The organism is Streptomyces sp. NBC_00354 (assembly GCF_036106915.1).
GTDB lineage: Bacteria > Actinomycetota > Actinomycetes > Streptomycetales > Streptomycetaceae > Streptomyces.
This window is the reverse complement of the sequence record NZ_CP107983.1, coordinates 8,005,508-8,018,845: the sequence shown is the minus strand read 5'-3', so window position 1 is coordinate 8,018,845 and position 13,338 is coordinate 8,005,508. Positions and strand designations below refer to the sequence as shown.

Below are 13,338 nucleotides of genomic sequence, written 5' to 3'. Positions count from 1 at the left end.
ACAGCCGGATGGGCACCCGGCCGCACTTCTGGAAATGTGCCGGACCGCACCGACATCGGACCGACAGACCCCCGACATGTCGCCGACACCGCTCGGTCCGCGCCCTGCGGGGCAGGCAACGACGCAACCGGAGCGAAGATCGGATGAACCGGAAGGACTTTCCAGGTCAGGGAGCCGTACAGACCGGGTGTTCTGGGGGCTTTACCGGGAGGCTGCCCCGTTCCTCGGCCGTGAACTCGCGGTAGCCGATGATGCTGCACAGTTCGCGCTGCCACAGGTCGGGGTCCAGGACGAGGGGCCCGCCTTTGCCGTCGGCGTCCGCGTAGATGACCGTACGGCCGTCTTTGGAGACGTCCATGAACGAGAACCTGCCCTGGGACAAGACACCCCTGCCGTTGTCGCCGGGGCGGCCGAAGACATAAGTGTCGCGAATGGTGCGCTGGGCAATGTCAAAGATCTGCACCGACCCGTTCGCAGCCATCAAGAAGGTACCGTCACCGTCGATGAATGCGCCGGCCACCGGAGTCTCTCCGCTTTCCGAAACGCTGCGCAGCGGGCTGATCTGTTTGCGGGCCGGTTCGCGTTGCCACAGCTCGAGATGGCTCTCGCCCCGGGACAGTGCGAAGTACCGGCCGCTGGAGTCGAAACGGATGAAGACGGCGTCGGCGGCCGTCCGTACGGTCGTGACCGTGCTGCCCGTCACGATGTCGACGATGCGGACGACGGGATCGTCCAGGACGAGTACGGCTACCTGGTTGGGCGCCGGAAAGGCTGTGACGACCACCTGCGGTATGCCCTTGCCCTTGCTGTCGTTCCTGGGGTGGAAGGCGGCGGTGTCGAACTGCGCGAGCGGCCGGCCCGTACGCGGATCCCACTGCTGGATCTTGGTACCGGAGAGGGTCACGAGGTGGTTGTCCATGTCGAAGAAGAAGGTGAAATCGAGGTCTTTGGGATCTCCCGAGGGTGGCATGGCAGCGGTGATCCGGACCACCTGCCGGAGGTCGGATACCGTCCTGACGGAGACGGTGTTCTTGCCGTCGCGGTCGGCGAACAGCGTGCCGTCGCGGGTCTGGCGCAGGGGGCTGTTCTTGGTGTCCCAGAAGGGTTCGGGGCGTGGGACCTCGGCGAGCAGCTGGTCGCCCGGTGTGCGGCGCAGTTGCAGGCGTGAGCCGTCGCCCAGGACTGTGATCGTCTTGGTGGCGTCGGCAGTGAGCACCTGCTGGGCGACGTCGAGGACCGCGACGGGTTCCGATAGCTCGGTGTAGGTGATGCGGGCGTCGGACCAGCCGACGGCAGTGAACTTGCCGCCGGCGGATATCAGACCGTCGATGTGGACGTACGAGCCCTTCGGTCCCGCAGCCTCGGCAGCGACGGCGCCCCGGTCCAAGTCCACCAGCCTCAGCACCGACGAGCCGAGGAGCACCTTGGATCCGGATCCGTCGATGCCCCCGATGAGGCAAGCGGACGATTTCGCTCGGTACGGGCGCCCCAACGTGGAGCCGTCCGAGATCCTGAGGAGGTGGTAGACCATCTCCTCTCCCTCCTTGTTGCAGACCGCGACCGCCGTCCCGTCGCCGGAGACTTCCATGTCGCTTGCCTGCTCCACCACGGTGCGGGCCGTACCCGTGGCCATGTCGATGGCCTCCAGTCCGGCCGTGTGGTTGAAAGTACCGACCAGGAAGAAGTGGTCGTCCGGGCCAAAGCGCAGCAGAGTGCCCATGTAGTACGGGGCGGGTACCGTGCCGGCGACGGTGCCGCTGTCCAGGTTCCACCACACCAGCCGGCCGGTCGCGGTGGACGACGGGCCGTTCATTACGCGGGTCGCGATCATCCGGCCGTTCGCAGAGAAGGCTGCCCGGCTGCCGCCGTGCGAGTCCGGGCGCATCCCCTCGACTCTGGGAAGCTCGTGGAGGGGACCGGCGATCGTGCCCCCGGTTGCGCTGATGTCGAACCACAGGATGGTGCCGTCGCGTCGGACGAGCGCGGCCCGCCTGCCGTCCGCGGACACTTGGGCATCGTCCAGCTTCAGGTCGGCCGCCACCTTCTCGCTGCGGACCTGGCCGTTCAGTGCGTGGACGAAGACGAACGCCCCGCCGAGATCCGAGACGGCGATCACGACGTTGCCGTCCTTACTGGTCTGCATCCAGCCGATCTTCCCTGGCACGCCCGACAGTTCACGGGTGGAGCCCGAGTACGCGATGTACTGCTGCAGCAGCTCGTTGCGCGCCTCCTGGGTAGGAGAGGTCTTGTACGCCGCCAGGGCAAGCATCGCCGAAAGCGTCGCGTCGTAGGGTTTCTCACTCTGTGCCATCTGGGTCAGCCCGCGGGAGAGGGCCAACGTCTTCTGCCGGCGTCCCTGTTCCTGGGCGGAGAAGAACAGGCTTGCGAGGACCAGCGCGAGGGCAACAACGGTCCCGATGCCGGAAAACAGTGCTTTCCGCTTGCGGTTCCGTGACCGGAGCTGGGCGCGCCCCAGATCCAGATAGCCGCGTTCGGCCTCGTTCAGATCGGTGCCGCGCTCGCTCAGCCAGCGCCGGGCAGTATCCAGCGCCATGGCTGTGGGCAGCAGCTCCACGGCGCGCTCGCCACGCTCCCAGCGTTCCCGGTCGTGCCTCAGTGTTTCCCGCCAGACCAAGAAGGAACGGTCTTCCGCGGCCCATGCGCCCAGCTTGCTCCAGCCGGTGATCAGCGACTCGTGGGAGAGTTCGACCGTCTCGGAGCCTTCGGGGCTGCGGCCGGCGACCAGCAGCCGGGTGGCGGCGAGCCGTTGGGCGATCTGCCACTCCTCCACGCCCAGCTCGCTCCGCAGCGCCGTCCGGCGTGTGGCGGCTGCCGATTCGAGCGGCACACGGATGAGCTGGGTGAAAAGGCTCCGGGCGGCCGGTTCGTCTTCCGGATCGACCTGCTCCGCCCAGACCTGGTCGGCATAGGCCCCGAGCGCGCCGGGGACGCCGCCGAGTTGTTCGTACGCCTGATGCGTCAGGGCCCCGCCTCCCTGACGCTGCCACAGCAGATCCAGGGTGAACCCGAGGAGCGCCAGGGCACCCGGCTCGCTGCTGGTGTCGGCAAGGATGCGGTCGACCAGGTGGGGTTCGTAGTGCACCCCGGGGATGGCATCGACGGGGGCCGTGACGATTTCCCTGAGTTTTCCGCTGCTCATCGGCCCGAGCGCGTAGACCTGTCGGCTGAGGACGTGCCCGAGGCGGGGGTGGGCGAGGGCCGCCTCCAGGAAATCGGCGCGCAGCGTGGTCAGCACCCTGACCGTGGTGGGCAGCGCCTCGTCGAAGAGGACCTCGGCGAGCTCGTCGACGGCCGCGGGGGCGAGTGCGAGCAGCTCCTCGAGCTGGTCGACCAGGACGAGGAGCCGGTGGCCCCCGTGCAACTCGAGGAGGCGGCGCACCGTGTCGGCCAGCCCGTGTCCTCGGAGCAGGCCGGCCATGTCGGGAATCCGTTCGAGCCGTTGCGTCTCGGACAGTTCGGGCTCGAGCAGCGGCAGAAGCGCGGCCGCGAGGGCCGAAAGCGGGTTTCCGCCGGAAGCAGGACGCAGGACCACGGCGATGTTGCCGGTCGCTCGGATCCGCGGGAGGACTCCCGCCATGGCCAGCGAGGACTTGCCGGATCCGGAGGGGCCGACGACGGTGGTCCACCGATTGCGAGCGAGCATCGCGACGAGTTCGGCGGTCTCGGGCTGTCTGCCGTGGAAGACCGGTGCGTCGGCCTCCTGGAACGGTGACAGGCTGCGGTACGGCGAGGGCGGAAGGACAAGATCCCGCAGCTCCGGCACCGCCGACAGCAGTCCGGCGGTCGGGATCAGGTAACTCGCCGCAGGATCGCCGGCCTCCGCCACTGCCATCATGCCGACCACGCCGGCGAGCTTGTCGTCCCAGACGGGCCCGCCGCTGAAGCCTCGCGAGACCCGGTAGCCGTTGGCGGCCACGTCGGCCTGTACCCAGCCGTTGGCCTGCCGGGCCCGCAGCACGCCGGAATGCCATACCCCGCCAGGGCGGCCGGAGGGAAAGCCGAAGGCGCGTGCGGGATGGCCCCACACGTCCTGAGCCTCGACCAGCCGGAGGGGATGCGAGCCGGGCAGGGGCACGCTCAGGCGGAGCACAGCCACATCCCCGGTACCGGAGGACTGCGGCGGCAACCACAACTCGACGCTCGCCGTCGTACCCGGCCCGTCCACCGCGGCCGGCGGCTGCAGAGCCAGGCCGATGTCGAGCCGGGCGGAGGCGTCAGGCTCGACATCCTCGGGAAGGCCCAGCGCTGCAGAGACCACGTGCGCGCAGGTGAGGGCCAGATCCGCGGCGACCAGAAAGCCAAGGCCCACCGCGTCGCCACGCCCGTCACGGATACGCAGCACGGCCGCATCGAAAGCCCTCGGACCCGCCGCCCCGACGCCGTCAGGGGGCAGCGAGATCACTGTGCCGGGCCGGCGGACGCGGCGGGCACGGCGGGCCCGGCCGAAGGGGCATCGAAGTCGGTGGGAGGCGATTTGTGCCAGGTCAGCGACACACTGAAGTTGGCCTCGGCCGCCGTGCTGGAGATCACCACATCGGCCTCGGCGGAAAGCGACAACCCGAATTCGACCACGATCTCGTCGGGCGCGTCAGCCATGCCGCGAAAGCTCTCGACGAACCGCTGCGCGACCGGCCGGACCCCCGCCAACATCTCCCCCAGAGACCGCGTGGCCCGAGCCACGACCTGACCCGGTCGAGCGACCTGCACCAGCCCCTCCCCCGCCTCCGAGATCTCCACCCTCACCACATCGGACGCCTCGCCCGCCGCGCCCACAGGTAACTCCACCAGAAACGACATGCCCGTCCCTTCGCACGGGCCCCGTCCCCGCCGCGTGAGCCCCCCGCTCTCTTTACCTCAGCAGCCGCGCCCGGTGAACCCCTTTGCACCACCGAATGGCAACAACTGGGCCCTGGAACGACCGGCATGCGATGCAGCAATTGTCCTTCGGGCTTGGTGATCTACTTCGGACGCTGTCAGGGTGTCTTCATGACTTCATTCGCAGGGGGTGGTGAACTGCCCACCGCTGTACGGGACGCGGATTCTCCGTCCTGGGCTGTACGCGCGGCAGCCGGGCGCCGACTTGCCGCTGCCGCGGAGGTGCCGGAGATCGCAGAGGTCCTCCAGCGGCTCCTGCTCGACGCCTACGACACCGGAGTGGTCCAGGAAACAGCGGAAGCTCTTCTCCAGCGGAGGGACATGTGGGGGTTGCGGGCCGTGTTGGCGGCCCTGGCCCGCGCCGTGGACCTCTCGGTCGCGGACCAGCTCGCCGCCGAAGTCGACTGCGACCCTCGCTGGCTGTCCGGCGAACCCGGCGGGAATGAGTTCTTCCAGCAGCTGCGGGTACTGGCCACGGACACGGATGAGGGCGTGTGTGAGGAGGCCCAGCGGTTGCTGGCCAGGCTGTCCGCGCCATAACGGCCAACCACCGAATTCGGGCGCAGGGCCACTCCGCTGCAGAGCGAACGATGACCGGCGGCCTCGTACGTACGTCCCCGTGGCGGTCGCCCGGGAGGGCGTGGTGGCCTGCGTCCCGCACGACCTGCCGCCCAAGAGCGTGACCTACTGCTACACCATCAGATCGAAGCCTCGTCGGTCAGCGAAGGCACGGCGCACGGGCGGAGGATCATGAGCGAGTCTTCCGACGTCGCCACCATGGCGAAGGGGAACCGGTCGAGCTCAAGACAGAGTGCGACGTCATCAGGATGGACTCCTTGACGCACACCCTCCGCCAGCTCGGCGGCGGCGCGCGATTGGCCGGCGCGGCGGAGATACTCAGCTGCATCCGGCCCAGCCTCGGTGGCCCTCCGAGCGATGTATTGAGCGCACGCCAGATCTTCATCGGCGTGCCCGTCTTCGCCGGTGACGACGAACGTGACACTGCCACACTCGCGTGTCCGCAAGAGCCGAGCCGTTGCCTCCGCCACCACGAAGCCGGCGCACAGCACCAGCGACGCCTCCTTCACCGCAAGGGCGCCGACCGTCCCTGCCGTGGTTTTCTGCACGACGGTCCGTCCGCCAAGGTCAATGGACCGCAGCAGGCCCGGCGAGTTGACGGCGTCGAACCCGGGCGCGGGCGGACCGTCCTTGAGCGCCACCCAATCCTGGTGGCGGGCCTTGAGCGCCAGGGCTTCGTCCAGCGACTCGGCAAGAACGATCTTTTCCGCCCCCTGGGCAAAGGCCCAGGCAGCCACCGTGAAAGCACGCATGACGTCGACCACGACCGCCACGGACGGGGCTTCGGCCAGCTCAGGGATACCAAGGAAACGAGCGTCCATCCGGCCATGATCGCGCATGCCCGACCAGAAGCACCCAGACGGTCGTACGCATCACATCGACGGTCTCGGAATGCAACACCCCCGGAGCAGGGGCCTTCGCCGCGTCAAGCCCCGGACGGCGCGTCCGGGGCCCGCGTGAAGATCCCCGCGGCCGCCGCGGCCCGGGCGGCGCAGGCCGCACGGCGCGGCAGGGCGGGATCGGGGGCAGCCCGCAGCAGGAGCAGCTCCTGGTAGAGCGGGGCCGTGGCCGCCACCAGCAGGGCCCGCGCGTCCGGACCGGGCGGGACCTCGCCGCGGTCCACTGCCCGGGCGACAACCGGTGCGCAGCGGGCGTAGCGGCCCTCCCAGAACCGGGTCAGCGCCCCCGCGGCTTCGGCGGAGCGGAAGGACGCGGCGATCAGCGCCGTGGTGAGGCTGCCGCCCGGGCCGGGGTGTCCCGGGTGCAGGGCGTCGTAGACCTCCTGGTTGAGCGCGGTGAGGTCGTCCTCCAGGGATCCGGTGTCGGCGGGCTCCCAGGTGTCGTCGGCCGCCGCGTCGAGGACGTCGGCCAGCAGTCCGCCGACGTCACGCCAGCGCCGGTAGACGGTGGTGCGGTGCACTCCCGCCCGTTCGGCGACGGCGTCCACGGTGAGCGCGTCGTACCCGGCGGCGACCAGGACCTCACCGACAGCCGCCAGAACCTGGGCGCGCACCCGGGCACTGCGACCTCCGGTCCGGCGCCGGGTCCCGGCAGTTGCGGCCGACGCACTTGGTGCGGCCGGAGCAGCCGAGGCGGCCTGCCCCCCGTCGGCGGAGTGGTCCGAAAGATCGCTTGCGGCCGGCGTCGTCATCATGGCACCATCTTAAAGCAACAGTCGTCGCATTAAGGAGTTCACGATGCTCATCCGCATCCCGTCCACCGCCCGAGCCGCCCTCCCCCTCGCCGCCCACGCTCAGGAGTTCCCGTATGACCGCAACCACCGCACAGCTCACCGCGCTTGACGTCATCAAGGCCTACGAGGGCCGTCTCGTCCTCGACTCCGTCAGCTGTTCCCTCCCGCCCGGCGGCCGGATCGGCATCGTCGGCGAGAACGGCTCCGGCAAGTCGACCCTGCTCCGCCTCTTCGCGGGCGTCGAGCGCCCGGACCGGGGCCGGATCATCGCCCGTGCAGACGGAGGCATCGGGTACCTCCCCCAGGAGGAGGAGCTGCCCGGACAGCTGACCGTGCAGCAGGTCATCGACCGCTCCCTCGCCCAACTGCGGGCCATCGAGGCTGAGTTGCGCCGGATGGAGCAGCGCATGGCGGACGGCGCCGCCGAAACCGACCCCGCACTGCTCACCGCCTACGCCGACCTGCTGACCGGCTACGAACTCCGCGGCGGCTACGAGGCAGATGCCCGCGTCGAGCGCGCCCTGCACGGCCTCGGACTGGTCCACGTTCCCCGCGACCGCACGGTCGGCGGCCTCTCGGGCGGCGAACGGGTCCGGCTGCGGCTCGCCGCCCTGCTGGCCGCCGCGCCCGAGGTCCTGCTGCTGGACGAGCCGACCAACCACCTCGACGACGTCGCCCTGCTCTGGCTGGAGGAGCACCTGCGCAGTCGGGCGGGTACCACGGTCACCGTCTCCCACGACCGACTCTTCCTCGACCGTGTCGCCACCGTCCTGCTGGAGGTGGACGGGGACACCCACCGCGTCGTCCGACATGGCAACGGGTACTCCGGGTACCTCGCGGAGCGCGCCGCCGACCGGCAGCGCCGCACCGAGGCCCATGCCGCCTGGCAGGCCGAAGTCGAGGCGCTGCGGGAGCGGGCGGCCGGCAGCGCCCGCAGAGTGGCGCCGGGCCGGGCCCGCAAGGACGGCAACAAGATGGCCTACGACCGGGCTGCCGGCAGGGTCCAGCAGTCCGTGGCCGGGCGGGTCCGCCAGGCCGGGGAACGGCTGGAGCGGCTCCTCGCCCACCCCCTGGCCGCGCCGCCCGAGCCGCTGCGCTTCACCGCCGCCCCGCGTTCGGGCCGGACGCGGGGGCTGCTGGTGTCGGCTGCGGCCCTGGAGGTCCAGGGCCGGCTGGCCCCGGTCGACCTGGCCCTCTCCGCCGGTGACCGGCTGCTGCTCGGCGGGCCCAACGGGGCGGGGAAGAGCACCCTGTTGGGCCTGCTGGCCGGGGAGGCCACGAACGCCGGGCCACCGGCCCGCGGACACCTCGTACGACGCGGACGGACCGGCTGGCTGCGCCAGTTGCCCGACCGCGGCCCGGCGGGCCGGAGCGTCCTGGCGGCCTTCGGGCACGGTCGGGCCGGCGGCCCCGACGACCATGCCGAACAGCTGCTCTCCCTGGGCCTGTTCACCCGCGACCGGTTGGACGTCCCGGTAGGCAGCCTCTCGGCCGGGCAGCAGCAGCGCCTGGCGCTGGCCCGGCTGGTGAGCGAGCCGTACGACGTCCTGCTGCTGGACGAGCCCACCAATCACCTCTCCCCCGCGCTGGTGGAGGAACTGGAGGCCGCGCTGGCCGGTTTCCCCGGCGCGGTGGTCGTCGTCAGCCACGACCGCATGCTGCGCTCGCGCTGGCAGGGGAGGCTGCTGGACCTCGAACCGGCTGCGCGCCGCACGCCGGCCGCCGTCTGACCCCCCGCGCCCGGCCCCCGCGCTTCTTCGCCCCGTCTCGCTCTGCCGAAAGGACCCCCGTGCCCCGCGACGTGTCTCTCACCTCCGGCCGCTCCTTCCCCGTGGCCGATGCCGCGTCAGGCCCCTACGCCCTGACCACGGGCCCCGACGGGGCGATCTGGTGCACCCTCGTCCACACCGGCCGCATCGCCCGCCTGGACCCCGACGGCCGGACACCCGTGACCGAGTTCCCCCTGGACTCGTCGGACTGCGGGCCCGCCCAGATCACCGCCGGACCCGATGGCGCGCTCTGGTTCACCCGCATGCGGGACGACAGGATCGGGCGGATCACCACCGACGGCACACTCTGCTCGTACCCCGTCCCCACACCGGGCAGCGGCCCGTACGGCATCACCACCGGCCCGGACGGGGCTCTGTGGTTCACGGGTCTGAACTCGGACCGGATCGGCCGGATGGAAGTGGACGGCTCCGTCCGGGAGTTCGGGCTGCCCGGGCTCGCCGGCGCCTTCCCCTCCATGATCACGTCGGGTGGCGACGGCGCCCTGTGGTTCACGCTCAACCAGGCCCACGCCGTCGGCCGGATCACGACGGCGGGCGAAGTGACCGTCCACCCCCTGCCGACCGCGACGGCCGGACCGGTGGGGATCACCGCGGGGCCGGACGGCGCGCTGTGGTTCACGGAGATCGGAACAGGCCGGATCGGCCGGATCACGACGTCAGGGGAGATCACCGGTTTCCCGCTGCCTGATCCGCAGTGCCGTCCCCACGCGATCACTGCGGGCCCGGACGGCTCGCTGTGGTTCACGGAGTGGGCCTCTTCGCACATCGGCCGGCTGACCGTGGCCGGGGAGCTGACGCGGTACCCGCTGCCCGCACGGGACTGCGAGCCCCACGGGCTGGCCTTCGGCCCTGACGGAGCCCTCTACACGGCCCTGGAGCGCGGGGACATCCTGCGGTTGGTCCCGGAGGTCGAACGGCCGGGCGACCACTGAGGCGGCGTCTCGTTCGGTACGGCACTCACCTGCCCCGTTCCGAACCGTAGACCTCGCGGGTCCGTTGCTCCGGTCCTGTGGGCAGGTATTCCAGGAGGACGGGGCCGGGGTGGAGGGCCGTGCGGTGCGCCCGGCGGGAGGCGGGTCAGGTACGCCTCCCAGTCGCCCTCCACCAGCGGTGCGACGCGGGACAGTTCGGACTCCGGCAGCCCGAAGTACACCTCATCGGCGATCCCGACGGGCTCGGTAGGGATCCCGGCGGTGTGGGTCAGGGCGTGCCGGACGGTGATCCCCGCCTCGCCGTGCGCCCCGAACTCCGGCCAGTACCGCGCGACCGGAGCCTCGTAGTCGATCAGCCCGCGCTCCGCGAGCACGTGCACCAGGGTCGCCGTGCAGCCGTTGCCGGTGGAGAAACCGTGGATCAGCGGGGAGACGGCCCGGTCCCACCCCTCGGCGTACACGACCACGGGGTGCATCCACGGGTAGCGCCGGTCGGCGTCGCCCTGATCCGCAGGGACACAGCCGCGTTCATCACCCGGCCGGCACGGTCTCCACGTTGCTGCGCAGTGCCCGCTCCTCTGAGTCGGCCAGCCAGAAGAAGACGGGCGGCATGCCGAGTTCGATCGCCGTCAGAGCGATCTGGAACCACTGCGGCCAGCCGTGCACGGCGAGCGAGAGAACCCGGCCCACGCCACCCAGCAGGAAGACGCCGGCCAGCCACCGCACCGCCGCAGCCGGGATCGGGCGCTGCCGTGCCGCCCAGAGCCAGGCCAGCCCGTAGCCGACGAAGGCGGCCCCCATGAACCGGCCCCAGCTGTCGACCGTCGCGCCGGCGAAACCGGCGCCGGGGATCGCAGCGTTGCCGAGTGCCACATGGAGCAGGCCGATCGCCACGCAGGACCAGCCCATCAACTGTGTGAGTACGCGCAGAGCCCTGGCCACAATCCCTCCAAGCCGTCTTGGTGGAGCTTAGTTGACATGCGTCTACTAACACCTTGAGGCAGTAGTAGACGCATGTCAACTAAGCTGCGTTCATGTCTCCCCGCCGACGACTCGCTCCCGCCGACCGCCGCGCCCAACTCCTCGCCGTCGGCGCACGGCTCTTCGCCGCCCACCCGTACGCCGACGTACTGATGGAGGAGGTCGCCGAAGAGGCCGGTGTCTCCCGGGCCCTGCTCTACCGTCACTTCCCCAGCAAGCGCGCCCTCTTCGCAGCCGTCTACCAGCAGGCCGCGGACCAGCTGCTCGCCGAGACACGGCTCGCCCCCGCCGACTCCCTCGTGGAACAGCTCATCCAGGGCATGGACGTCCATCTCGACTACTTCGTGGCGAACCGCAACGCCGTCCTCGCCGCGAACCGGGTCCTTGCGGGCGACCCGGTAATCCAGACGATCATGACGAATGAGCTCGACGCGCTCCGTGCGCGGCTGCTGACCGCACTCCCCCTTGTGGACGAGAGCGCCCGCGAGGCCGTGAACGGCGTCCTGAAGAGCTGGCTGGTGTTCGTCCAAATCCTCTGCGTCGACTGGCTCACCCACGAGACCTGCACCCGCAAGCAGCTGCGCGACATCTGCATCGGGGCGGTTCTCGGCGCCCTCCGGCCCCTCCTCGCCGAGGATCCCGCCCCCGACTGGCCACCACAACGACCCGGCGGGGCACCACCGTGTCGTTCCTGAACTCCACCGGACAGGGAGACTTCCGTTCACCAGGACACCGTTCCTCGGACCTACGGATCCGTTCGTCAGAGTGTCCACACGAAGGGAGTCAGGTCACCTTGTTACCGTTGTGCCCCTCTCGAAGTGGGCCGAACTCCCGTCAGGCTCTGGTCTCCGTCGCTCGGAATCTACCGGAAGGGAATTCGTGAAGCGGCGACAGCGGTTTACGAGCGAGCGTCACCGTTGGTGGGTCCTGGGCGTGATGACCTGCGCTTCGTCGATGATCGCCATCGATGCACTGGTGGTACTGGTCGCCCTTCCCACCATTCAGCGGAGTCTGGACGCTTCGACCACCGGAGCGCAGTGGATCATCAGTGCGTATCTGCTCGGTTTCGCCTGTATGAGCCCGCTCGGCGGACGCATCGCCGACGTCTTCGGGCACGAACGCGCCTTCCGCTTCGGAACCCTACTGTTCGTCGTGGCCTCGATCGCGGCGGGTCTGGCTCAGTCCGAGGCCTGGCTCATCGCCGCACGCGCGGCCCAGGGGGCCGGTGCAGCAATCCTCCGGCCCGCCTCCCAGGTGCTCATCATCAAGGAATTCGACCGCGGGGAGCGGGGCCAGGCCATGGGCATCTCATCCAGCGTCTCCACTTTGCTGTACGGCACGGCTCCGCTGATCGGCGGCGTGTTGACGACGGCGTTCTCCTGGCGCGCGATCTTCTTCATCACTCCACCCCTGGGGATCGGCGCACTGCTCCTCGCGCATGTGCTGCTCACAGGCAAGCCACCACGGCGCGAACAAGTCGACTGGGCGAGCGCACCCCTGTTGATCGGCGGTCTGGTGTGCGTGGTTCTCCCACTCATGCAGGCACGGCACTGGGGATGGTCCTCGGCCACCGTCATCTCGCTGTTCGCCACCGGAGCCGTACTGATGACGCTCCTGGTGGTACGCGAACGGCGACGTCCCGATCCGCTCATACACCTCGAGTTGTTCGCGAGCAAGGAGTTCGCGGTGGGAGCGGCGGTCATCTCGACGGTGCGTTTCGCGTTCGTAGGCTTTGCGGTGTTCGGGGTCATCTGGCTTCAGGACGTCGTGGGAATGTCGCCCTTCGAAGCCGGTCTCGCCGTACTGCCGCTCACTCTCCCCACGGTTGTGTGCGCGCCTCTCGGCGGAAGGCTCTACGACCGCCTGGGGCCGCGCGTTCCCCTGGGAATCGGCATGAGTCTGTGTGTGGGGGCTTTGCTCGGTGCGGCGGTGGAACTGCATCGGCAGAACTACGGCTGGCTGGTGCCTTTCTACTGCGCGATGGGCATCGGGATGGGGCTCTGCGTCAGTCCGGCCTGGGTCACCGCACTCAACGGCACCTCCACGCGGATGCGCGGCAGCGCGGCGGGGGTGTTGCAGACCGCCCGGGAGATCAGCGCAGCGCTGGGTCTGGCGGTCATGGGCGCGATCGTGGCGAATCTCCAGGGCGCGCGGCTGACTCAGCTCCTCCAACGGGACGGCCGTATCCCTTCCGACCGCTTCGACCAGGTCGAGCGCTCCATCGGGAGGACGGTGGCGGCGACACAGCAGGGGTCTCCCTTGCCCGCCGGGATCCCCGCCGACCTGGTCCCGGCCCTCAAGGCTGCGGTCACCACCGCTGTGTCGGCCGCGTTCTACGTGGGCGCAGCCGTGATGGTCACGGCGGCCGCGGCGGTCGCCTTTCTCCCCCGGAAGGCGGAACTCTCCGGGTCGGGCCATGGCCAGGACGGTCCTGCGTAAGCAGCAGGGTGCTCGCCGGCGCGAGAGA

The 13,338-nt window shown here is 70.1% G+C and carries 11 protein-coding genes; 5 read left to right on the top strand and 6 right to left on the bottom strand.

Going from position 1 to position 13,338, the window contains the following annotated elements; all coding sequences use genetic code 11:
• Positions 1-166 precede the first annotated feature (166 nt).
• Positions 167-4,363 carry an nSTAND1 domain-containing NTPase gene (locus OHT74_RS36790; RefSeq protein ID WP_328622660.1) on the bottom strand — a complete coding sequence of 1,399 codons (4,197 nt, stop codon included), beginning with the start codon at positions 4,361-4,363 and terminating at the stop codon, positions 167-169.
• Positions 4,364-4,419: 56 nt separating this feature from the next.
• Positions 4,420-4,818 (bottom strand): CU044_2847 family protein, encoded by a 399-nt coding sequence (locus tag OHT74_RS36785; RefSeq protein ID WP_328622659.1) that lies wholly within the window; start codon positions 4,816-4,818, stop codon positions 4,420-4,422.
• A 189-nt stretch (positions 4,819-5,007) separates the two neighbouring features.
• Between OHT74_RS36785 and OHT74_RS36780 the strand changes: the two genes are divergently transcribed.
• The gene (locus OHT74_RS36780) at positions 5,008-5,436 is read left to right on the top strand and encodes a hypothetical protein (protein WP_328622658.1); all 429 of its coding nucleotides are present in this window, start codon (positions 5,008-5,010) and stop codon (positions 5,434-5,436) included.
• Positions 5,437-5,594: 158 nt separating this feature from the next.
• Here OHT74_RS36780 and OHT74_RS36775 read toward each other — a convergent pair whose 3' ends face one another.
• Positions 5,595-6,296: a 2-phosphosulfolactate phosphatase gene (locus tag OHT74_RS36775; protein ID WP_266670935.1), complete on the bottom strand. Its 702-nt coding sequence runs from the start codon at positions 6,294-6,296 to the stop codon at positions 5,595-5,597.
• Positions 6,297-6,400: 104 nt separating this feature from the next.
• Positions 6,401-6,988: a TetR/AcrR family transcriptional regulator gene (locus tag OHT74_RS36770; RefSeq protein WP_443047632.1), complete on the bottom strand. Its 588-nt coding sequence runs from the start codon at positions 6,986-6,988 to the stop codon at positions 6,401-6,403.
• A 254-nt stretch (positions 6,989-7,242) separates the two neighbouring features.
• Between OHT74_RS36770 and OHT74_RS36765 the strand changes: the two genes are divergently transcribed.
• Positions 7,243-8,898, top strand: coding sequence for an ABC-F family ATP-binding cassette domain-containing protein (locus OHT74_RS36765; protein ID WP_328622657.1), 1,656 nt, complete (start codon positions 7,243-7,245; stop codon positions 8,896-8,898).
• A gap of 59 nt (positions 8,899-8,957) precedes the next feature.
• Complete coding sequence (locus tag OHT74_RS36760) at positions 8,958-9,890, top strand: virginiamycin B lyase family protein (RefSeq protein ID WP_328622656.1); 933 nt, start codon at positions 8,958-8,960, stop codon at positions 9,888-9,890.
• Here OHT74_RS36760 and OHT74_RS36755 read toward each other — a convergent pair.
• Both OHT74_RS36755 and OHT74_RS36750 read right to left on the bottom strand, forming a co-directional pair.
• Positions 9,821-10,357, bottom strand: coding sequence for a serine hydrolase domain-containing protein (locus tag OHT74_RS36755; RefSeq protein WP_328622655.1), 537 nt, complete (start codon positions 10,355-10,357; stop codon positions 9,821-9,823). The two genes, OHT74_RS36760 and OHT74_RS36755, sit on opposite strands and share 70 nt — an antisense overlap.
• Positions 10,358-10,421: 64 nt before the next feature.
• A complete protein-coding gene (locus tag OHT74_RS36750) occupies positions 10,422-10,832 on the bottom strand; it encodes a DUF4345 domain-containing protein (protein ID WP_328622654.1) in 411 nt (136 codons plus the stop codon).
• A 92-nt stretch (positions 10,833-10,924) separates the two neighbouring features.
• Between OHT74_RS36750 and OHT74_RS36745 the strand changes: the two genes are divergently transcribed.
• Positions 10,925-11,566: a TetR/AcrR family transcriptional regulator gene (locus OHT74_RS36745; RefSeq protein ID WP_328622653.1), complete on the top strand. Its 642-nt coding sequence runs from the start codon at positions 10,925-10,927 to the stop codon at positions 11,564-11,566.
• 241 nt (positions 11,567-11,807) lie between these two features.
• Positions 11,808-13,310 (top strand): MFS transporter, encoded by a 1,503-nt coding sequence (locus OHT74_RS36740; RefSeq protein WP_266673348.1) that lies wholly within the window; start codon positions 11,808-11,810, stop codon positions 13,308-13,310.
• Positions 13,311-13,338: the final 28 nt, after the last annotated feature.

What these genes read in the sequence shown, in the direction of transcription:
- OHT74_RS36785 (WP_328622659.1), bottom strand. Translation starts at nt 4,818, where the DNA reads ATGTCGTTTCTGGTGGAGTTACCTGTGGGCGCGGCGGGCGAGGCGTCC.
- OHT74_RS36780 (WP_328622658.1), top strand. Translation starts at nt 5,008, where the DNA reads ATGACTTCATTCGCAGGGGGTGGTGAACTGCCCACCGCTGTACGGGAC.
- OHT74_RS36775 (WP_266670935.1), bottom strand. Translation starts at nt 6,296, where the DNA reads ATGGACGCTCGTTTCCTTGGTATCCCTGAGCTGGCCGAAGCCCCGTCC.
- OHT74_RS36765 (WP_328622657.1), top strand. Translation starts at nt 7,243, where the DNA reads ATGACCGCAACCACCGCACAGCTCACCGCGCTTGACGTCATCAAGGCC.
- OHT74_RS36745 (WP_328622653.1), top strand. Translation starts at nt 10,925, where the DNA reads ATGTCTCCCCGCCGACGACTCGCTCCCGCCGACCGCCGCGCCCAACTC.
- OHT74_RS36740 (WP_266673348.1), top strand. Translation starts at nt 11,808, where the DNA reads ATGACCTGCGCTTCGTCGATGATCGCCATCGATGCACTGGTGGTACTG.